This is a genomic window from Sphingopyxis sp. SE2, from assembly GCF_032227185.1.
GTDB lineage: Bacteria > Pseudomonadota > Alphaproteobacteria > Sphingomonadales > Sphingomonadaceae > Sphingopyxis.
In genome coordinates this window covers 292007-312616 of record NZ_JAPMXW010000009.1, presented here as the reverse complement: position 1 = coordinate 312616, position 20610 = coordinate 292007, and the positions used below count along the sequence as shown (strand labels likewise).

15 protein-coding genes and 1 pseudogene are annotated in these 20610 nt (G+C 60.7%); 12 read left to right on the top strand and 4 right to left on the bottom strand.

All coding sequences use genetic code 11. From position 1 onward, the window contains the following. Positions 1–32 precede the first annotated feature (32 nt). From OVY29_RS24020 to OVY29_RS23965, 12 genes are all read left to right on the top strand, one after another. Entirely contained in the window at positions 33–713 is a 681-nt protein-coding gene (locus OVY29_RS24020) for a cytochrome c3 family protein (RefSeq protein ID WP_244182013.1), read from the top strand. A 161-nt stretch (positions 714–874) separates the two neighbouring features. Beyond that, positions 875–1225 (top strand): hypothetical protein, encoded by a 351-nt coding sequence (locus OVY29_RS24015; protein WP_409581504.1) that lies wholly within the window; start codon positions 875–877, stop codon positions 1223–1225. A 474-nt stretch (positions 1226–1699) separates the two neighbouring features. Further along, the gene (locus OVY29_RS24010; protein WP_110300199.1) at positions 1700–2941 is read left to right on the top strand and encodes a TolC family protein; all 1242 of its coding nucleotides are present in this window, start codon (positions 1700–1702) and stop codon (positions 2939–2941) included. Then, positions 2938–4170 (top strand): efflux RND transporter periplasmic adaptor subunit, encoded by a 1233-nt coding sequence (locus OVY29_RS24005; RefSeq protein ID WP_313912434.1) that lies wholly within the window; start codon positions 2938–2940, stop codon positions 4168–4170. Before OVY29_RS24010 ends, OVY29_RS24005 begins: the two co-directional genes overlap by 4 nt. Further along, a complete protein-coding gene (locus OVY29_RS24000) occupies positions 4167–7301 on the top strand; it encodes an efflux RND transporter permease subunit (RefSeq protein WP_313912433.1) in 3135 nt (1044 codons plus the stop codon). The genes OVY29_RS24005 and OVY29_RS24000 overlap by 4 nt, the downstream gene beginning before the upstream one ends. Beyond that, positions 7298–7681 (top strand): copper-binding protein, encoded by a 384-nt coding sequence (locus OVY29_RS23995; RefSeq protein ID WP_313912432.1) that lies wholly within the window; start codon positions 7298–7300, stop codon positions 7679–7681. The genes OVY29_RS24000 and OVY29_RS23995 overlap by 4 nt, the downstream gene beginning before the upstream one ends. A gap of 562 nt (positions 7682–8243) precedes the next feature. Continuing rightward, positions 8244–9518 carry a TolC family protein gene (locus OVY29_RS23990; protein WP_313912431.1) on the top strand — a complete coding sequence of 425 codons (1275 nt, stop codon included), beginning with the start codon at positions 8244–8246 and terminating at the stop codon, positions 9516–9518. Positions 9519–9520: 2 nt separating this feature from the next. Further along, positions 9521–10672 (top strand): efflux RND transporter periplasmic adaptor subunit, encoded by a 1152-nt coding sequence (locus tag OVY29_RS23985; protein WP_313912430.1) that lies wholly within the window; start codon positions 9521–9523, stop codon positions 10670–10672. Between the two features lie 3 nt (positions 10673–10675). Next, positions 10676–13921 (top strand): CusA/CzcA family heavy metal efflux RND transporter, encoded by a 3246-nt coding sequence (locus OVY29_RS23980; RefSeq protein ID WP_313912429.1) that lies wholly within the window; start codon positions 10676–10678, stop codon positions 13919–13921. Positions 13922–13940: 19 nt separating this feature from the next. Continuing rightward, entirely contained in the window at positions 13941–14414 is a 474-nt protein-coding gene (locus OVY29_RS23975; RefSeq protein WP_313912428.1) for a hypothetical protein, read from the top strand. Positions 14415–14562: 148 nt separating this feature from the next. After that, a complete protein-coding gene (locus tag OVY29_RS23970) occupies positions 14563–15174 on the top strand; it encodes a cation diffusion facilitator family transporter (protein WP_313912427.1) in 612 nt (203 codons plus the stop codon). After that, positions 15167–17650 carry a heavy metal translocating P-type ATPase gene (locus OVY29_RS23965; protein WP_313912426.1) on the top strand — a complete coding sequence of 828 codons (2484 nt, stop codon included), beginning with the start codon at positions 15167–15169 and terminating at the stop codon, positions 17648–17650. Before OVY29_RS23970 ends, OVY29_RS23965 begins: the two co-directional genes overlap by 8 nt. A 43-nt stretch (positions 17651–17693) precedes the next feature. Here the strand turns inward: OVY29_RS23965 and OVY29_RS23960 are convergent, their stop codons facing one another. The 4 genes and pseudogenes from OVY29_RS23960 to OVY29_RS23945 form a co-directional block, all read right to left on the bottom strand. After that, positions 17694–18056 carry a DUF3703 domain-containing protein gene (locus OVY29_RS23960; RefSeq protein WP_313912425.1) on the bottom strand — a complete coding sequence of 121 codons (363 nt, stop codon included), beginning with the start codon at positions 18054–18056 and terminating at the stop codon, positions 17694–17696. Positions 18057–18329: 273 nt separating this feature from the next. Next, complete coding sequence (locus OVY29_RS23955; RefSeq protein WP_313912424.1) at positions 18330–19337, bottom strand: IS110 family transposase; 1008 nt, start codon at positions 19335–19337, stop codon at positions 18330–18332. Positions 19338–19430: 93 nt separating this feature from the next. Beyond that, a protein-coding gene (locus OVY29_RS23950) for an IS5 family transposase (protein WP_313912423.1) occupies positions 19431–20185 on the bottom strand; the annotation gives its coding sequence in 2 pieces (ribosomal slippage) (positions 19431–19867 and positions 19867–20185; 756 coding nt in all). A gap of 108 nt (positions 20186–20293) precedes the next feature. Beyond that, positions 20294–20605, bottom strand: a pseudogene (locus OVY29_RS23945) (integrase core domain-containing protein); the annotation flags it as partial. Between the last annotated feature and the right edge of the window lie 5 nt (positions 20606–20610).

Sequence of the window (20610 nt, the reverse complement as noted above, 5' to 3'; positions counted from 1 at the left end):
TCCTCTACGGCATATATGCCCTGGTACTGGCGATGCTCGTCGTCATCGTCCCGCTGACGACCCATTCCGCTGGAAGCCGCGCGATTGCAGGTTGGACCGCGCTGATTGAACCTGGACCTTTGTCGCCCGCTCACGCCTCGCTTCGGCGCAATTGCGAAACCTGCCACACACCGCACCAAGGCGTTGAGGCGCAGAAATGCATCACCTGCCACATCCAAACCGATTTCGGGACCAAGGCGTCGACCCGCTTTCATGCCAAAGCGAAAGAGTGCACAAGCTGTCATGTTGAACATGACGGGGGCGCGAGCCTTGCTCGCATGGATCATGAGGCCTTGCTCGATCCAGACCTTTGGCGCGGTCCGCTTCGGACCCGAGATGTACGCATCTCGAAAACACATGCAGAGACCACGGACGCGCTCAATTGTATAAGCTGCCATGCGGCGCGCGATCGGCATCAAGGTTCATTCGGCAAGGACTGCCAGGATTGCCATACTCTGGTCGACTGGAAGATCGACGCCTTCAGGCACCCATCGGTCAACTCAGGCCAGTGCGCCGAGTGCCACAAAGCACCGCCCAGTCACTTCATGATGCACTTCGAAATGGTCTCTCAGCGCGTTGCGAGGGAACGCGCTCCGGTCAATCAATGTGCCGCATGCCACACCACCGACAGTTGGAACAACATCCGTAACCTTGGGCTATACGACCACCATTGAGCGGATGGCGCTGATCGCAAGGTCTCCCGCCAGCCAAAGCAGCGGTGAGCAGCCCGGAGGAGGATGTGCGGGTTTAACTCGCAAACTGAGAGAAAGGATCGAATAGATTTGACACGTTTCGCATCCACGCCGATTATGATCGTGTGCGGCGGCTTTTCTCCTTGATCATGCTTGTCGGAGCTTTGCTGGGTCTCCTGGGCCAGGAAACCGCGTTCGCGAACAGCATGCCCCTGACCTGGGCTGATCAAAACGTTGATGCTGGCGCGATGGACCCCGGCTGCGCCGAGATGATGGGGGTGGCTCAACCGGATAAGCCCGAAAAGCCCTGTGAAGGCATGACGCCCGAATGCGTTGCGAAGATGGGCTGCGCTGTGCCGGTGGCGCTGGTTCCTTTGCTGCCGATCACAGAGCCGATGTTGTTGCACGCCTGGGTTCCAGCGCGAAGGCCTGTCGCCACGTTGACAGGCCGCATTATCGGCCCTGAGCCCGAGCCGCCCACACCTCTTGCTTGAGCCGAAGTGTAGCGCTGCGGGCCCGTCTGCTTGCCTGCGCGCCGTTAAATCGTTCAAGCAAGGAAATACTCATGAAGACAGGACTTCTGCTCGCCGCTGCGATAGGGCTTCTAGCCCCCGTCTCTGCTGCTTTCGCCCAGGCGCCTGAAGGCGGCCATTGGGAATGGCGCTCCCGATCTCAACTAGGGCCGAGACCAACAACGCCGGCGCTCGTCCGCGTATGGATCAGCGATGACGTGGCGAACAGCGCCGCGTGCAAGTGCTCCGCGATGAAGGCTGATGCATCGGGCTGCACGATGGACATGTCCGGCAAGGCCCGGGTTCCCGCAATCGGCTAAGGCCGTTGCCTGGCCGATAACCAGAAAATAACTGGCCGGGCACGCGGCGTCGGCGGAGGTATCTTCTCCGTCGGCGCCGCGTCAGTCCGAGCCCGGCCATCTATATCGGCACGGTAGCCTCCACGAGGAGAGCTTCATGCAAACAATCCATTACCTGCCTCTTTTGGCACCATTTCTCGCGGCAGTGTCTGGTGCGGCGCTTGCCGAACCGCTCTCCTTCGAGGCGGCAATCGAACGTGCCACGCGCGATGCACCATCGATCCGGGCTGGCGTATCCGGCGTCGAGGCAAGTCGAGATGCGGCGGTGGCCGCAGGGCGCTTGCCCGATCCGAGCCTCAACCTCGGTATCGACAATTTTCCGGTCTCCGGCCCGCCGGCCTATAGCTTTACTGCAGATAGCATGACGATGACGCGGATCGGGATCGAGCAGCCATTTCCCAATCCGGCCAAACGTAGTGCGCAGCGCACACGGGCAATCGCGGACATTGGCATGGCCGAGGCTGAGCTGGCGATTGAGGCTCAGAATGTTCGGCTCGCGACCGCACTTGCGTGGATCGATCTCCATTACGCCAAGCGGCAACTGGCACAGCTGAAGCAACTCGACGAAGCTCTGAACGATCTTCAGTCGACCGTCTCTGCCCGCTTGGCTTCAGGCTCTGCTCGTCCAGCCCTGGCGCTGGAACCCGAGCAGTTGCGTGCCGCCGTCAATGATCGGCGCAGTGAACTGGCCGCAGAGGTCTCGCGCGCACGCGCCCAGCTGATCCGCTTTACTGGTGATCCTACTGCCGATGTCATGGGCGATCCTCCTGTTTTCGCCATAGACCGCAATGCGTTGACTAAAGATATCTCATTGCTTCCACGCCTGAAGGCGCTAGATGCCGGGATCACCGGCGCTGAAGCCGATACCGGGCTCGCCCGTGCTGACAAGCATCCCGACTGGCGGATTGGCGCAAGCTACGGCCGCCGTGACCCGGCCTTCGGCGACATGGTCTCGGTCGGTGTGAGTATAGATCTGCCGCTGTTCGCCAAGCGTCGGCAGAACCCCAGAATCGCTGCCAGCCTTCTCGGCGAGACGCGGGCGCATCTGACGCGGGTCGCCGCAGAGCGAGAAATCCTCGCGTCACTCGAAACCGACCTTGCAACTCATGCCATGCATGTTGAGCTTGTGGCGAACGCACAAAAGGTGCTGGTCCCACTCGCCAAGCGCCGGGCTGAGCTCGACCTGGCGAGCTATGCGGCTGGCAGGCTCGACCTGGGCAGCGCGCTCTTGTCATCGCTTGCTCTCGCAGAAGCGGAAGTCGACGCGCTGGCGCGCGAAGCCGACGCGGCCCGCGACGCTGTGCGGATCAGCTACACCTATCGAGGAGTCAAGCCATGACAATGAACCCAAAAAATACCGCGCGATGGGCTGCGGCATTTCTGACAGTTGCATCCGTTGCTGGCGTTGGCGGGTTCTGGTTAGGGAAGCGTGACCCCTCACAACGCAGTGATACGAGCGCGGCGCAGAACGGCCGCAAGATCCTCTACTGGTACGATCCCATGGTGCCGACCGAACGCTACAACAATCCCAACTCGCTCTCTTCGATGGGAATGAAGACCATCCCGAAATATGCCGATGAAGTTCCGGACGCAGGGCCAGGTGTGCGCGTGGATGCCGATGCGAGACAAAGTCTCGGAATGCGCGTCGCAACAGTGACATTTGGCTCTCTCCCATCGGGCCTGACGGTTACAGGCACGATCGATTTCAATCAGCGCGATATTGCTATTGTCCAGTCGCGTTCGAGCGGCTTTGTCACCCGCGTCTACGCCCGTGCCGCGGGCGATGTGATCGGTGCGGGCGCACCAATCGCCGATCTCCAGTTCCCCGAATGGGGCGGCGCGCAAGGCGAGTTTCTGGCAGTCAAGCGGCTCGGGCAGGAAGACCTCGCCCACGCAACCAGGCAGCGTCTGAAGCTCATGGGCATGTCAGATGCACTGATCAATGAGGTCGAGCGAACCGGCCGAACCAACGGGACTGTGACTATTCGCGCACCAATTGCTGGTGCGATACAGGCGCTTGACGTGCGTGAGGGAATGACGGTCGCGGCAGGGCAGAGCCTTGCACAGATAAGCGGGATCAGGACAGTCTGGCTTAATGCCGCAGTGCCGGAAGCGCAGGCGAACCTCATCCGTATTGGTCAAGGAGCAAGGATAGCACTCAGCGCCTTCCCTGGTGAGAGCTTCACCGGCAAGGTCACAGCGATCCTGCCGATCACGCAGCCCGACAGCCGCACGATGACCGTGCGGATCGAACTTGCCAATCGCGGGGGACGCCTGCGCCCAGGCATGTTCGCAACTGTCAGTTTTGACGGAGACAACAGGTCCGCGTTGCTGGTCCCGAGAGACGCTCTGATCCGCACCGGTGCGCGCACGCTCATCATGCTGGCCCTTCCCGATGGCCGGTACCGCCCCGCTGAAGTTCGCACTGGGCGGGAGAGCGGCGACAAGACAGAAATTGTTGCAGGACTGTCCGCTGGCGAAAAGGTCGTAGTCTCCGGCCAATTCCTGCTCGATTCCGAAGCAAGTCTCGCTGGTGTCTCTGCCAGACCCATTGGAGATAAGCAGTGATTGCCGCGATCATCCGTGCCGCGATCAAGCGGCGCCGCATAATTATCGCCGCCGCGCTCGTTCTGGCCGTCGCGGGAATTGTATCACTGCGCAACACACCGGTCGACGCCCTGCCCGACCTGTCCGATGTGCAAGTCATCATCCGAACATCATGGCCGGGGCAGGCCCCACAGATCATCGAAAATCAGGTCACCACGCCAGTCGCCTCGACCATGCTCTCGGTGCCCGGCGCGCGGGTGGTGCGCGGCTATTCATTCACCGGCGACAGTTTCGTCTACGTCCTCTTCGATGACGGGACCGATCTTTACTGGGCGCGCAGCCGCGTACTCGAATATCTCAGCCAGGTGCAAAGTCGTCTACCGGAAGGCGCAAGCGCATCTCTCGGTCCGGACGCAACAGGGGTTGGCTGGGTCTATGAATACGCGCTTGTTGACAAGACGGGGCGGCACGATTTGTCGCAACTCCGGTCACTGCAGGACTGGTTTCTTCGGTACGAACTGAAGACCGTACCGGGTGTTGCCGAGGTCGCCAGTATCGGCGGTATGGTGAAGCAGTATCAGGTCGTGCTCGATCCGATTAAGCTTGCCGCCTTTGGGGTGACAAGTGAGGATGTCGTTGAAGCTCTGAAGCGGGCCAATCAGGAAACTGGCGGATCGAGCATCGAGCTGGCGGGCGCAGAGTATACGGTGCGTGCAAGCGGCTACCTCAGATCGATCGAGGATTTCCGCGCCGTGCCGATCCGCACCGCCGCTTCCGGCGTACCGGTGACCGTGGATGATGTCGCCATCGTCCAGCTTGGGCCTGAAATGCGGCGCGGAATTGCGGAACTCAATGGCGAGGGCGAGGTCGCCGGGGGCGTGATTGTCATGCGTCAGGGCCAGAATGCGCGCGATGTGATCAAAGGTGTTCGCAGCAAACTCGACGAGCTCACAAAGAGTCTGCCTCCGGGCGTCGAAGTGGTTACCACCTATGATCGTTCTGGCCTGATCGACCGCGCAATCGAAAACCTGACTGCGAAGCTGATTGAGGAGTTTATTGCTGTTGGTTTGATCTGCGCGCTGTTTCTCTGGCACGCGCGCTCCGCGCTGGTAGCGATCCTCACGCTTCCGCTGGGCATTTTGATGGCGGTCATGATGATGCGCTTGCAGGGCCTCAATGCCAATATCCTGTCATTGGGCGGCCTTGCCATCGCGATCGGCGCGATGGTCGATGCCGCGGTTGTGATGATCGAGAACGCGCACAAGCATCTTGAGCGCTGGCGTCACGAGCACGAGGACACAGAGCCTGACACGACGACGCGTTGGGCGCTGATTACCACTGCAGCCAGCGAGGTTGGTCCCGCGCTGTGCCTCAGCCTCCTCATCATCACATTCTCGTTCTTGCCGATCTTCGCGCTGCAAGGCCAGGAAGGCCGCCTGTTCGCGCCGCTTGCTTTCACAAAAACCTATGCCATGGCCGCCGCGGCGATACTGTCGATCACGCTGGTTCCGGTGCTGATGGGCCTGCTCATCAAAGGCAGGATCCCGAGCGAGGAGGAAAATCCGCTTAACCGTTTTCTTGCCCGCATGTACCGCCCCCTGATCGACTGGGTGCTCAGGCGCCCGAAACAGACCTTGCTGATCGCCATGCTGGTTTTCGCCACCAGCATTTGGCCGGCTTCTCGTATTGGAGCCGAGTTTCTGCCACAAATGGACGAGGGCGACCTTCTCTATATGCCCTCGGCACTGCCCGGCCTTTCGGCAGCTGAGGCTGGCCGTTTGCTCCAGCAGACCAACCGGCTGATCAAGACCGTGCCCGAGGTTGAGAGTGTTTTTGGAAAGGCCGGCCGTGCTGACAGCGCAACCGACCCTGCCCCGCTCGAAATGTTCGAGACGACGATCCGTTTCAAATCCCGCGACAAGTGGCGAGCAGGCATGACCCCTGAAAAACTTCGCGATGAACTTGATGCGAGGGTAAAAGTGCCAGGCCTTGCAAACTTCTGGATTCCGCCGATCCGTAACCGCATCGACATGCTGGCCACCGGGATCAAGAGCCCGATCGGGATCAAGGTTGCCGGATCGAACCTCACGGAGATCGACCAAGCCGCAAAGCGCATCGAGACGGTGGTAAAGGGCGTGCCGGGTGTCTCATCTGCGATCGCAGAACGGCTTTCTGGCGGGCGCTATATTGATATCGATGTCAACCGCGCCGCCGCTGCGCGTTTCGGCCTTAATGTCGCAGACGTTCATGCCGTGGTTTCGGGAGCAATTGGCGGCGAGACCATCGGTCAGACGGTCGAAGGGCTTGCTCGTTACCCCATCAGTGTACGCTATCCGCGCGAAATGCGCGACAGTGTCGAAAAGCTCATGGATCTCCCGGTGCTTACTCCCTCAGGCCAGCAAATCACGCTCGGCACAGTTGCAGCTTTGCGAATAAGCGATGGACCGCCAATGTTGCGTAGCGAAAACGGCCGGCCGGTCACCTGGATCTATGTCGATGGGACCCAGAGCGACATGCAGCAGCTGGTGGGAGACATCAACCGAGCCTTGACCACGAAGGTCACCTTGCCGCCAGGTGTCAGCGTATCGTACACTGGCCAGTATGAATTCATGGTCCGCGCCAAAGAGCGAATGAAGCTGGTCATCCCCGTCACGCTCGCAATCATTTTTGCCCTGCTCTACCTCACGTTCCGCCGTTGGGACGAGGCGCTGTTGATCATGGTCACGCTCCCCTTTGCACTCACCGGAGGGCTGTGGATGCTCTACTGGCTCGGCTACAACCAGTCAGTTGCAACTTCAGTGGGCTTCATCGCACTCGCCGGCGTTGCGGCAGAGTTCGGAGTGGTGATGCTGATCTACCTGAAACAGGCACTCGAGGCGCCTGCGTCTGGCGATGTTGCTCACGCGGTGCGCGAAGGCGCATTGCTCCGGGTGCGGCCGAAGGCGATGACGGTTGCGGTGATCCTCGCAGGCCTTCTGCCGGTCCTGATCGGGAGCGGCACCGGGTCAGAAGTGATGAGCCGCATCGCTGCACCCATGGTCGGCGGCATGCTCACCGCTCCGCTGCTTTCGATGCTCGTCATCCCGGCTGCTTATCTGCTGATGCGCAGACGTTATGTTCATCCTGCTCCACCCGAAGGAGAAGTTAAGTGAAGAAGGTCCTTATTCTTGCATGCAGCTTTACGCTGATGGCCGCCCTTACCGCTTGTCAGGAGAAATCGGACACCACCGCAGCTGTCCCGAGCGGCAACACCAAGTCAGGCGATATGGCTGACATGCCTGCCGCCGGAGCAATGCAGCATGGTGTCGCGGTCGGTACCGTCACCGCCATCGATGCCGCCAAGGGGGCGATCACGCTTGATCACGGACCGATGAGCGGCGTGGAGTGGCCCGCCATGACTATGGAATTCACCGCTGAACCAGAGCAACTTGGTGGGGTCAAGGTGGGCGACAGGGTGGATTTCGAGATCGATTGGGATGGCAAGGTAGGGCGGATAACGAGGATATCCGCACAAAATCCGGCCGTTGAATAGGGTTGAGCTTCAGCGGTCTGCAAATGGTCGCTTGGAAAATAACGGACCAGACCAGGATTTCGAAGAAACCTGCCAGAGGCTGGCGACTGCAACGGCCATGCATCTCCGGCGAGTTCTTCTGGTGCCTGTGCTGGGTTATTCCGCATGACACCCGGGCTGATGCCTGCTAGGAGGCAGTGTGCTGTTCCTCTCGCGTCTCCTTCTGACACTCGTATTGTCAGCGCTCGTTACGAGCGTCACCCTCGAGGCCGGGGAACTGCCGGGTGCGCCGGCGTCAGAGTGCGCCGCTGAATTTAATGACGAAAAGAGCAGCGGGAGCGAGCAGGGCACGGCTGACAAGGCCCTCCCCCATCACCACGGCATTTGCCATTGTCCGGCGATCCAGGCTCCAGCTGATATCGGCGTTGCGCCCCGATTTGGCTCGCTTTCAGTGCCGCTGTTCGCGCGGTCCACGCCTCCGCTTGATTCTAGCGCGCCCGAACCGGGTCTGAGGCCGCCAAACGCCTGACACATGACACTGGCCGGAATTTCCGGCTGAGGTTATCTGTCAGGAGAATTACAAATGAACATCGTTCGAGCAGCCGTTCTGGCTGCTGCGACCTGCACATCGGTGGTGCAGGCGCAACCGCAGGTGGATGCGCAGGTTATCCCCGCTGCCAAAGTTTTTACTCTCGAGGAAGCTGTCGCGGCTGCCGGAGGCGCGGCGCCAGCTTCAGAAGCTGCGGGAGCAGCGGTTGAAGCAGCAAAGGCCGGTCAGATTGTCGCAGGCTTGCGACCAAACCCCGTCCTCCAAGGAATGGTCGAGAATTTCGCCGGTTCCGGTCAGTATGGCGGCCTTCGGAGCGCCGAAACGACTATCGGACCTGCAATCCCCATAGAACTCGGCGGCAAGCGAAGCGCCCGCATCGCCGTAGCCAAGGCGCAGCTGACCCGCGCGGAAATTCAGCATGCAATCATTGCCGCCGATGTCAGGTTGCAGGTTACTCAACTCTATGTTGAAGCGGTAGCGGCCGAACGGCGTCTTGCCACGGCGAGAGACCAGGCCCGGATTGCCAATGATGCACTGCGCGCGGCAAGCATAAGGGTGCAGGCGGGACGAGCCTCGCCTCTTGAACGGCAACGTGCAGATGTTGCTGTCACCTACGCGGAAGCCAATGTTGAACGGCAAGCTCGTCTGGCTGAAGCAGCCCGGATCAATCTGGTGCGTCGGATCGGGCAGCCTATCAGTGGCATACTTGATGAATCGGTGCTCGACATCCTCCCGGGTACAAATGTGTATGGACCGGCTGTGCCGGTGGACCCATCTGGCACCCTTGCCCTCGCAGCAGCAAACGCCGATTTCACGATAGCCGAAGCCGGCGTGCGGCTTGCCCGCGCAAACCGGGTCCCTGACCTCAACGTCGGCCCCGCTATCCGCCGACTTGAGGCGACCAACGATCTGGCTGCGGTATTCACTGTCACTATCCCGATTCCGGTCTTCAACAACGGGCGCGCGGCAATCGCTCAGGCGACTGCGCAGCAAACCCAAGCTGATGCTCTGCGCCGCTTGACGGCCCTGGATATCGAGCAAGCGATCACTGATGCGCAGGCCGAGGCGGCCAATGCAGCCACCACGGCGCGCGCTGCAGCGGGCCCTGCGTTGGCCAGCGCCCAGGAAGCCGCGCGCATTGCACGGATCGGTTACCGCGAAGGCAAGTTTGGACAGCTCGAATTGCTCGACGCCGAACGCACCCTTGCAGAGACGCGGGTCGCAGCGATCGATGCACTTGCCGCCTATCAGAATGCCCGAGCGCAATTGGAGCGATTGACCGCCCGTGCGCCCAATGCGGAGTACTAATCATGAAGAAGCATTATCTTGTTGGAGCGACGATCAGTGCGCTCCTTTTGGCAAGCTGTGGGGGCGCTGATCCATCCAAGGAGCAGACTGCTTCCGGTTCTGCAGACGCGAGCGCTGAAGCCGGCCATGCGAATGAAGGGCAAGTGACCCTCACGGCCGAGCAGATTGCTGCAGCGGGTGTCGAGGTGGGTCGTCCTGTCGTTGGCGGCGCCGGCACGATCGAACTACCGGCTATCATTGAAGGTGATCCGCAAAACACCCAGGTGGTTTCTGCGGCCATCGGCGGGCGTGTAGTGGCGCTTACACGCAATCTCGGTGAGACGGTCGGGCGCGGTCAGACAATCGCCGTAATCGAAAGCCGCGACGTCGCCCAGATGAAGGGCGAGGTCGAAGCCGCTCGGGCGCGCCTTGCTCTGGCCAATTCAAACCTTGCGCGAGAGCAACGGCTGTTTGACGAAAAGGTCTCGCCCGAACAGGATCTCATCACCGCTCGAACGGTTGCAACGGAAGCACGCATCGCGCTGACGCAGGCACAAAGCATGGTCTCGGCTGCGGGTGTCGGCGGCGCCGGCCTGAACCGGCTCGGCATCACAGCTCCGATTTCAGGCCAGATCATCGGCCGTCCGGTCACGCTGGGGCAAACGGTTGCGGCCGACGCCGAGCTCTATCGTATCGCCAATCTGGGTCAGGTGTCGATCGCGCTGAACCTCAAGCCTGAGGATGCCGGGCGGGTTCGGCCTGGCAATCTGGTGACTGTGAGGGCGGCGGGGCGCGAAGCGAGCGCCCGCATCACATTCGTCTCGCCAGCTCTCGACCCCCAGACGCGCCTCGTCCCTTCGATTGCCACGCTCAACAATGGCGGCGGACAATGGCGGGTTGGCGAGCCGGTCATGGTCGCCATAGAGCTCACGGGCAGCGGCGGTAGCGGCGCTATCCGCGTGCCATCAACAGCGGTCCAAAGCCTCGAGGGGAAATCGTTCGTTTTCGTCCGCACCCCCACCGGCTTCAAGGCAGTCCCGGTTCAGCTCGGAGACGCATCGGGCGATACCGTGATCGTCAAGTCGGGGCTGAAAGGCAACGAACAGATCGCCACCACCGGAAGTTTCACGCTCAAAGCCGAAATCGGCAAGGGCGAAGCCAGTCATGAGGATTGAGCCATGATCGCCCGCATTGTTACATGGGCGGTCGAGAAGCGCTGGCTCGTCCTGCTTCTCACCGTCATTGCCGCCGGCATTGGCGCATATTCACTCTACCGGCTGCCGATCGACGCCGTGCCGGATATCACCAACAACCAGGTGCAGATCAACGTCCGAGCGCCCGCGCTGTCACCCGAACTGGTCGAGAAGCAGGTCTCTTTCCCGATCGAAACGGCGCTCGCCGGGACCCCGGGTCTTGAATACACAAGATCCCTGAGCCGCAATGGCTTTGCCCAGATCACGGCCGTATTTTCCGACTCCACGGACATCTACTTCGCACGCCAGCAGGTGGGTGAGCGGTTGCAGGGGGTGCAGGAAAACCTCCCCGATGGTGTAAACCCCGAAATGGGCCCGATCGCGACCGGCTTGGGCGAAGTGTACATGTACACGGTCCGGCTAGACCACCGCGATGACGACAAGCACAAGCCGGGCGAACCGGGCCAGCAGCCGGACGGTAGCTATATCACGCCCGAGGGTGAGCGGCTGACGACCGAAGTCGACAAGGCGACCTATTTGCGAACGGCACAGGACTGGATTGTCACCCCTCTGCTCAAGGGCACCCCAGGCCTTGCCGGCGTCGATTCGATCGGCGGCTATGCCAAGCAGTTTCTTGTAGTGCCCGATGTGCAGAAGCTGGCCTCGCTTGGCATATCCCTGACCGAACTTGGCAATGCATTGGAGCAGAACAACACCAGCGTGGGCGGCGGCTTTGTAAACCGCAACGGCGAAGGTCTGGCGGTGCGTTCCGACGCACTGATCCGCAATGCCGCTGAATTGGGAAGAACTGTTATCGCGACACGCAATGGCGTGCCGATCACGGTCGAGCAGGTGGCCACCGTCAAGACGGGTCAGGCTATTCGCATGGGCTCGGCGTCGGAGAACGGAACCGAAGTTGTCGTCGGCACCGCGATCATGCGGATCGGAGAAAACAGCCGCATTGTGTCGACAGCGGTCGCCGAGAAACTCAAGACAATCAACGCATCCCTGCCCCCGGATGTGGTGATCCAACCCGTCCTGAACCGCACGGAACTTGTCAATTCAACTATCTCAACGGTTGCCAAGAACCTGTCTGAGGGCGCCTTGCTGGTCATCGTCGTGCTCTTCATTTTGCTCGGCAATTTCCGGGCAGCGCTGATCGCTGCCTTGGTGATTCCGATTACGATGATGCTGACTGGTTTCGGGATGCTGCGTGTCGGCGTGTCCGCCAACCTGATGAGTCTCGGCGCACTCGATTTCGGCCTGATCGTTGATGGCGCCGTTATCATCGTCGAGAATGCCTTGAGGCGGCTTGCCGAGCAACAGCACCACGAGGGACGTCTCCTCAGCGTCAAAGAGCGATTGGCGACCGTCGCCTCTGCTGCCCGTGAGATGATCAGGCCATCTGTCTACGGGCAGGCCATCATTATTCTCGTTTACGTCCCCTTGCTGACCCTGACAGGCGTCGAGGGCAAGACCTTCGTGCCTATGGCGCTGACCGTCATCATCGCCCTCGCCTTCGCGTTTGTTCTCTCGCTCACATTCGTTCCGGCGATGATCGCAATCTGGCTGTCCAAAAAGGTAGAGGAGAAGGATGGCCGCATCATCACATGGCTCAAGAAGCGTTATGAGCCTGGCCTCGGGCGGGCGATGAAGCGCCCGACGGTAACGATCGGAGCCGGTGTCGCCAGCCTTGTGGTGGCGGCACTGGCGTTCACAACCCTCGGCTCGGTGTTCCTGCCGCAGCTCGATGAGGGCGATCTGCTGATCCAGTCGCTGCGTATCCCGGCCACGTCTGTCCAGCAGAGCCAGGCGATGCAGGTGCCGATCGAGCGAATGATGTCGAAGCAACCCGAGGTCGCATTCGTCTATTCCAAAACAGGCACGGCAGAACTTGCTTCGGATCCGATGCCACCGAACGCGACCGACATGTTCGTGATCCTGAAACCGCGTGAGGAATGGCCCAACCCTGAGCTTCCCAAGGAAGAGCTTGTAAGCCGGATCGAGAGCAATCTTTCGAAGATTCCCGGCAATGCCTACGAGATTACCCAGCCCATCCAGATGCGATTCAATGAATTAATCGCCGGCGTTCGCGGTGACATAGCAGTCAAGGTCTTCGGCGACGACTTCAACCAGATGAACCGGACCGCCGAGGAGATTGCCGCGGTGCTCCGCCGAACCGAGGGCGCAGCTGACGTGAAAGTCGAGCAGACAACCGGTCTTCCCATGCTCGACATTCGCGTCAATCGCGACGCAATGGCGCGGCTCGGGGTCACGTCTCAAGACGTTCAGGATACGGTGACAGCCACGCTTGGTGGCCGGGTTTCCGGGCAGATCTTCGAAGGCGATCGCCGGTTTCCGGTGGTGCTGCGTCTCGCGGAGGCCCAACGCTCGGACATCAGCGTGCTGGAGCAGGTTCCTGTACCTGTCGCGGGTGGCGGTAGTGTGCCGCTTTCCAGTGTTGCCGACATCCAGGTGGTCGACGGACCCAATCAAATCAGCCGCGAGAATGGCAAGCGGCGTGTGGTGGTCCAGGCCAATGTCCGCGGCAGGGACGTAGGATCGGTTGTCGCCGATGCCCAGGAGGTCATCGCGAAGGAGATTCGCTTGCCAGCTGGTGTCTATCTGGAATGGGGAGGTCAATTTGAAAACCTCCAGTCAGCAAGCGAGAGACTGAAGCTTGTCATCCCGGCCTGCTTCATTCTGATCCTGGTGCTGCTTTACGGCGCATTGGGTTCGGCCAGAGATGCAGCGATCGTGTTCACCGGCGTGCCCTTCGCGCTGGTTGGCGGTGTCTTGCTCTTGTTCGCACGCGGAATGGACTTCTCGATTTCCGCCGCCGTTGGCTTCATCGCGTTGTCAGGCATTGCTGTGCTCAATGGCCTGGTCATGGTCAGTTCGATCCAGGATCTGATCCGCTCTGGGATGTCCCGGGAGGAGGCGGCCTATGTGGGAGCCATGCAGCGCCTGCGACCAGTCGTGATGACAGCCCTTGTTGCGAGTCTGGGGTTTGTTCCGATGGCGCTGGGCGCCGGCGCCGGTGCCGAGGTCCAGAAGCCCCTGGCAACGGTGGTAATCGGTGGCTTGATCTCGGCTACCCTGCTGACACTGTTTGTCCTGCCGACGCTTTATGCCCGGTTCGGCCAGAAGACCATCAGACAGCCCGAACACTACAATGAGGCGTTCGAAGGCGCCGACCACGGGCAGACTATCGTGGAGACGTCGTCATGAAAATCCAGCGGGGCGGTCGGTGATCGCCCCGCTTACCTTTGTCGCAACTGCACAGGAGGCTCGATTGTCAGTTTTGGCATCAATGCCCGTCCGCAGTTCAGAAACCCAGAGCCAGCCTATGCGGAAACTCAGGCCTTTGATTTCTATCGTTGCCATGGCGGCGGGCTTTTCAGCGTGCTCGGGCGATCCAGAGCAAATGCCGACATCGGAGCGAGATATCCACGCGTCGCAGATCCCGGACGGATCCGCCCAATCGGGTCGACATCCATACCAATGTACTGATGGGCAAAGCCGGTTTGTGGACTTCAAGAACGAAGGTCTCACCATGGAAGTCCGCAAATCTTATGAAGGCGAGCCGCTTGTCCTGAATGCGCCTGCACAGGGCTTTCAGTACCGCAGCGCCAACCTCAGTGCCCATTTTCGGGACACCAATCTGGTCCTCGTCACTGGCGAAGGGGCCAAGGTTGTTTGCGAGCGAGGACGAAAAAGATGAGATTCTTTTCGATCATGAAGCAAGGCGACCTTGGTGCACTCAAGCACCGCCGGGATCGTCTGCTCCCCCAAGATAGCACGTTGTCCGGCTGCCCCGCCCCTTGCGTACTCCAGAGCCTTGCGAGCCGCGTGGTTAGGGAGAGAAAGCCGTGATTGCCGTGAACGACAATGACAACTCGCAGGAGCGTCGCACGCTCTGGATCGTGCTGCTGCTCAATGCGGCAATCGCGGGGGGCTTCTTTGCTACCGGCGCTTTCGCAGACTCGAGCGCGCTGATCGCCAATGGCGTCGATAACCTGTCCGATACGGCCGTTTACGCGCTGAGCCTTGTCGCACTGACCCGGGGTCAAACATGGAAGACCCGCGCAGCGATGGCTTCAGGCGTCATGCTGCTGCTGTTTGCCGGTGGCATCCTGCTCGATGTCGGGCGGCGCTTCATCCAGGGGAGCGAGCCCATCGGGCCCACCATGATGGTGATGTCCGCGATTGCTGGCGCGGTAAACTACCTCTGCCTTCGGCTGCTTCAACGCATCAAGGAACCGGACGTCAATCTCCGGGCCGCGACCACCTTCAGCTACAACGACTTCATTTCCAACGGCGGCATCCTCATTGCCGGCGTGCTGGTGTTCTGGCTGGGTACGAACTGGCCGGACCTGATCGTCGGTTTCGCTACCGCGCTCATCGCCATCAAGGGCGGCGTCGAAATCCTGCGCGACGCACGCACCGAACCCAATACAACGACGGGAGGTCGTCATGAATGACAAGCTCGAACTCGACATTCCGGTGCTATTGCCCGACCTTCCCGACGCAGCTGACGCATGTCTCGATCGTCTCGTAGCAACGCTGACGAAGCGCGAAGGCGTCGAGCGGGCGCATGTCATCTGTGTCGACGACGATACGCCAGCAGCGCTGTGCATCCATTTCGACGCTGCCAAGCTGCCTTTGCCGCGTTTGCGCGAAATCGTGCGCGCAGCCGGCGCTGAAATCACCGAGCGCTATGGCCATGCTATCTGGCAAGCAACGGGGATCAACCATGAGCGTCGCGCTCGAACGATCAGCGATGCGCTTTGCGCCTTGCCCGGCGTGGTACAGGCCAGCGCCAGTTCAGGTGGGTCTGTGCGGGTCGAATATGATCGCCGCATGACCACCGAAGAGGAAGTGCTTTCGGCCCTTCGCAAACTCAAGGTTGGCATCGAAAAGCGGGTCAGTGCCGATGACCATGCCGGTCATGATCATGGGGCTGGTAGCCATGGTGCGGCCGAGGAACGGCATAGCTCCGGTGATGGTCACGATCACAGCCACGCTAATTTTCCGGGCCCCAACACTGAACTGATCTTTGCCCTCGCCTGCGGCGCGCTGCTGGGAATCGGCTTCGCAATTGAGAAGCTGATAGCTGGTCCGCCCGCTTGGCTCCTGACCGCCTGCTATATGGCAGCCTATTTTTTCGGTGGTTTCTTCACGCTGCGCGAGGCGATTGACAACCTTCGGTTGAAGAAGTTCGAGATCGACACCCTGATGCTGGTCGCCGCCGCCGGGGCAGCCGCCTTGGGGGCGTGGGCCGAAGGCGCACTACTTCTGTTCTTGTTCAGTCTCGGACACGCGCTGGAGCATTATGCCATGGGCCGTGCCAAGAAGGCAATTGAAGCCTTGGCGAAGCTCGCACCTGAGACCGCAACGGTGCGCCGCGATGGGGCGACCAGTGAAATCGACGTCGAACAAATGGTGGTCGGCGACATCGTCATCGTGCGTCCGAACGAGCGCTTGCCCGCCGACGGCTTCGTCCTGAAGGGAACGAGTGCTATCAACCAGGCGCCCGTTACCGGCGAAAGCATCCCGGTCGACAAGATACCGGTAGCCGACGTGGTCGCCGCACGCGCCAAGCCCGATATGGTTGATCCGCAAAGCCGGGTATTTGCCGGTACGATCAATGGCAGCGGCGCGATCGAGATTGAGGTGACGCGCCGCTCCAGTGAAAGCGCGCTCGCGAAAGTTGTGAAGATGGTGAGCGAAGCGGAGACGCAAAAATCCCCGACGCAGCGCTTTACCGACCGGTTCGAACGGGTCTTCGTCCCCGCAGTTCTGGTTGTATCGTTCGTGCTGCTGTTCGCCTGGACCGTGGTGGACGAGCCGTTCCGCGACAGCTTCTACCGCGCAATGGCGGTGCTGGTGGCAGCGAGCCCCTGCGCGCTTGCCATTGCGACGCCAAGCGCGGTTTTATCTGGAGTGGCGCGCGCAGCGCGCGGCGGTGTACTCATCAAGGGCGGCGCACCTTTGGAAAATCTCGGTTCGCTCAAGGCAATAGCATTCGACAAGACCGGCACTTTGACCGAAGGCCGCCCGCGCATTACCGACATCGTCCCTCTGGGAAGCACTGATGAAAGTGAACTGCTTGCGACTGCGGTCGTTGTCGAAGCATTGAGCGATCATCCACTGGCCCAGGCGATCGTCAGGGATGGTAGCGCACGTCTGGCGGGGCGCGCCCTGCCCCATGCCGCCGATCTCAGGAGTCTTACCGGCCGGGGTGTTACCGCGACCGTGGACGGCGAGACAGTGTGGATCGGCAAATCCGAAATGTTCGGGAAGGACGCAATTCCGGCGCTGGGGCAGGAGGCACAGGACGCGATAGCGTCACTGCGCGAAAACGGACGAACGACGATGCTGGTCCGGAAAGGGGACCGTGACCTCGGGGCGATCGGCCTGCTCGATACGCCTCGCGAAGCGGCCAAATCCGCGCTGCTTCGCTTGCGTGAGTTGGGCATCACCCGGATGATCATGATCTCGGGGGATCACCAAAAGGTTGCCGAAGCGATCGCCAAGGACGTCGGGATAGACGAAGCATGGGGCGATCTCATGCCGGAAGACAAGGTTGTCGTGATCAAGAAGCTTGCGGGCGAAGACAGGGTCGCAATGGTTGGCGACGGCGTCAATGATGCACCGGCCATGGCCAGTGCTACGGTCGGCATCGCCATGGGGGCGGCAGGATCGGACGTGGCGCTGGAGACAGCCGACGTTGCCCTCATGGCCGACGACCTGGCGCACTTGCCATTCGCTGTGGGCCTAAGCCGGCATACCCGCGGGATCATCCGGCAGAACGTGTTTGTGAGCCTCGGCGTAGTCGGGTTCTTGGTTCCCGCCACGATCATGGGACTCGGCATCGGTCCAGCGGTGGCCGTGCATGAAGGCTCAACCATCATTGTAGTGGTCAATGCACTCAGGCTCTTGGCGTACCGCGACTGACCAATTGGGGGTTCTAACCGTAAGGCAGCGCTCGCTCTGACAATCAATCACGGCCCGCATTCACGATCTGCGCGATGTCCGCCGGTATTGGCATAGTGGCAAAAGCACTGACGTCCGATCGCCCGGTGTTCCCCATCGGCGTGCGACCGGTCAGCGTGCCCAATGGTGCCAGAAGCAGACGTAGCGCCTGACCTGCAACCTCGGCCCATTCTCGCCGCGACACCGCGAATGCCAGCATCACGCCATGCGAGTGGAGATGCAACGGCAGACTACCCTGAGCGATGATGTGCCCGCGTTCGAGCCTATGCCACGCGCCAACATAATCGCCGCTGGCACGCGCAGCGCGGAATTCTGCCAGTTCATTTCGATAGGCTGTCCGAATAATGCTCATCGCACCAATCTTCATTTTGTTTTCGACCTACTAGGCTCAGGATCTGTAATTGCAGAGCTAGGCGGTGTTGATCCCTTGAGGGTTTCATGGATCTGTCCGCACTGGCCGGGCCGAAGCCTGGTCGTGCTGTATCGGGTCTCACAGAGGCGAACGTTGCATTGACTCGAAGCGGGCTTTGCAGCCCATCTGACTACCTTCGCAGATCGTTCGTCCCTGCGTTCCCTCGCGGGACACCGCCCTCGGATCAGCTTTAACGCTTCACCGCTGGCAAACAGGTTCTACCCTACCTCACGCTTGGAACAAAGTACCGTCGCGCAGCATAGCATGCATGATGACCGCGAGCCGACGGGCGAGTGCGACGCGAGCCTCTTTAAGGCCCCGGCGCTTGGCGATCTTCATGGCCCATGTTTTCAGGGCGAAGGTCTCACGGCTCCGGGTGAGGATCGAGTTGGCAGCTTCGTAGAGCAGCTTGCGCACCGTGCTGTCGCCCTGTTTGGTGATCCTGCCTGTCCAGTCGAGCTCGCCCGACTGATGACGTCGGGGCACAAGGCCGAAGTAGGCCCCGGCATTGCGTGATTGTCGGAAGCGTCCGGCTTCATCGACTGCAGCGGCGAAGGCAGCAGATGTCTGCACGCCCACGCCCGGTATGGTCATCAGGATTTCGCAAGCCTGTGACTGGCTGGCGATGATACGCAGGCGGCGGTCCATTTCCTTGATTTGCTCGACCAGTTCTGCGCGCACGGACAGCAAGGATGCGATGGCGTCGCCAAGGCCCGGGATGTGGGCAGCCTTCATGATCCGTTCGAGGAAGGCCTTCCCTTGACCTGCGCCGGGTCGATAGCCGAACGTCGCGCAGAGACCGCGGATCGTGTTGTCGAGCCGGACACGCGCTTCCACCAGATGGCTGCGTGCGGTGATGACGCTGCGAACGCCATGCGCTGCCGGAGATTTGACATGCACCTCCTTGTAGAAGCCGGTGCGCGCCAACTGTGCGAGGCCGGCGGCATCGTGAGGGTCGGTCTTGTTCGCCTTCATTGCTTTGAGGCTCTGGTGCGCCTGGCGGGCATCGATGCACACCACCGGGACACCCAGTTCACGCAGACCAAGGCAAATCGCCGGCGACATGCGACCCGTTTCGATCACCGCCCGCTCGATTTGACCGTATCGCTCCAGCATCATGGCGATCGCCTCCGGAGAGCTTTCCAATTTCTCCGACACGACCTTCCGACCATTGTCATCAACGATGCAGACCTGCGTGGATTCCATCGACAGGTCCAATCCGGCATAGTGCTTCATGGCTGCTTCCTTCCTTCAGGATACGACAACCAGAAGTGTGCGCCTCAACCAAGGCCCGAGGGAAGCAGCCGCAATTACACGATGACTCATTGATCACAACCAGTAGCAGCATGTTGCGGCGATGGAGATGGCGGACATGAAGGTGTGGGCGCATCGGTCGTATCGGGTTGCGACGCGTCGCCAGTCTTTTATTCGCCCGAAGACGTTTTCGATCTTGTGGCGCTGACGGTAGAGCTGCGGGTCGTAGTGGTACTGGACCTTGCGGTTTTTGCGCGGCGGGATGCACGGGGTGGTGCCTTGCGCGGTGAGCGAAGCTCGGAACCAGTCGCTGTCATAGCCTTTGTCGGCGAGCAGTTCCTTGGCGCGGGGAAGCCCGGAAAACAGCAGGGCAGCGCCCTTGTGGTCGCTCATCTGGCCTTCGGTCAGCAGCAGCATGATCGGTCTGCCAAGGCCATCGCAGACGGCATGGAGCTTTGAGTTCAGGCCGCCCTTGGTGCGCCCAATACATCGGGAAAGAGCCCCCCTTTTAACAAGCTGGCGGCGGTGCGGTGCGCCTTCAGATGGGTGGCATCGATCATGATCCGCTCGGGTTCACCGGCCTTGCCCGCGAGTTCGGCGAAGATGCGGTTGAACACACCCAAGCGGCTCCAGCGGATGAAGCGGTTGTAGATCGTTTTATGCGGCCCGTAATCCTTGGGTGCATCGCGCCACATCAGCCCGTGCTTGATGACATAGATAATGCCCGACACGATCCGCCGGTCATCAACCCTGGGAACGCCATGCGATAGCGGAAAAAATGGCTCAATCCGGCGCATCTGCGCCTCACTCAGCAAAAACGGAACATCCATCGACAGCGCCTCCTTCACGCTGACATTGAATCAACCAATCATGCCTCATGCAAGCCATTTAATAGGTCCTGAAGCGTCCCGGGTTTTCCGGAGGCAGTTTCAATTGAGTCATGCGACCATATCGAGGGTGTCTCTGGCTGCATAGTAGTTCGCTTCAGCCTCGGCGGGCGGGATATGCCCGATGGGCCCGAACAGGCGGTGATTGTTGAACCAGTCGACCCAGCGCAGGGTTGCCATTTCGACGGCTGATACGCTCGGCCAGGATCGCTGCCGCCAGATCACTTCAGCTTTGTAGAGACCGTTGATCGTCTCGGCCAAGGCATTGTCATAGCTGTCGCCGACGCTGCCCACCGACGGGACGAGGTTGGCCTCTGCCAGGCGCTGGGTGTAGTTCATGGCAAGGTATTGGGTTCCCCTGTCAGGCG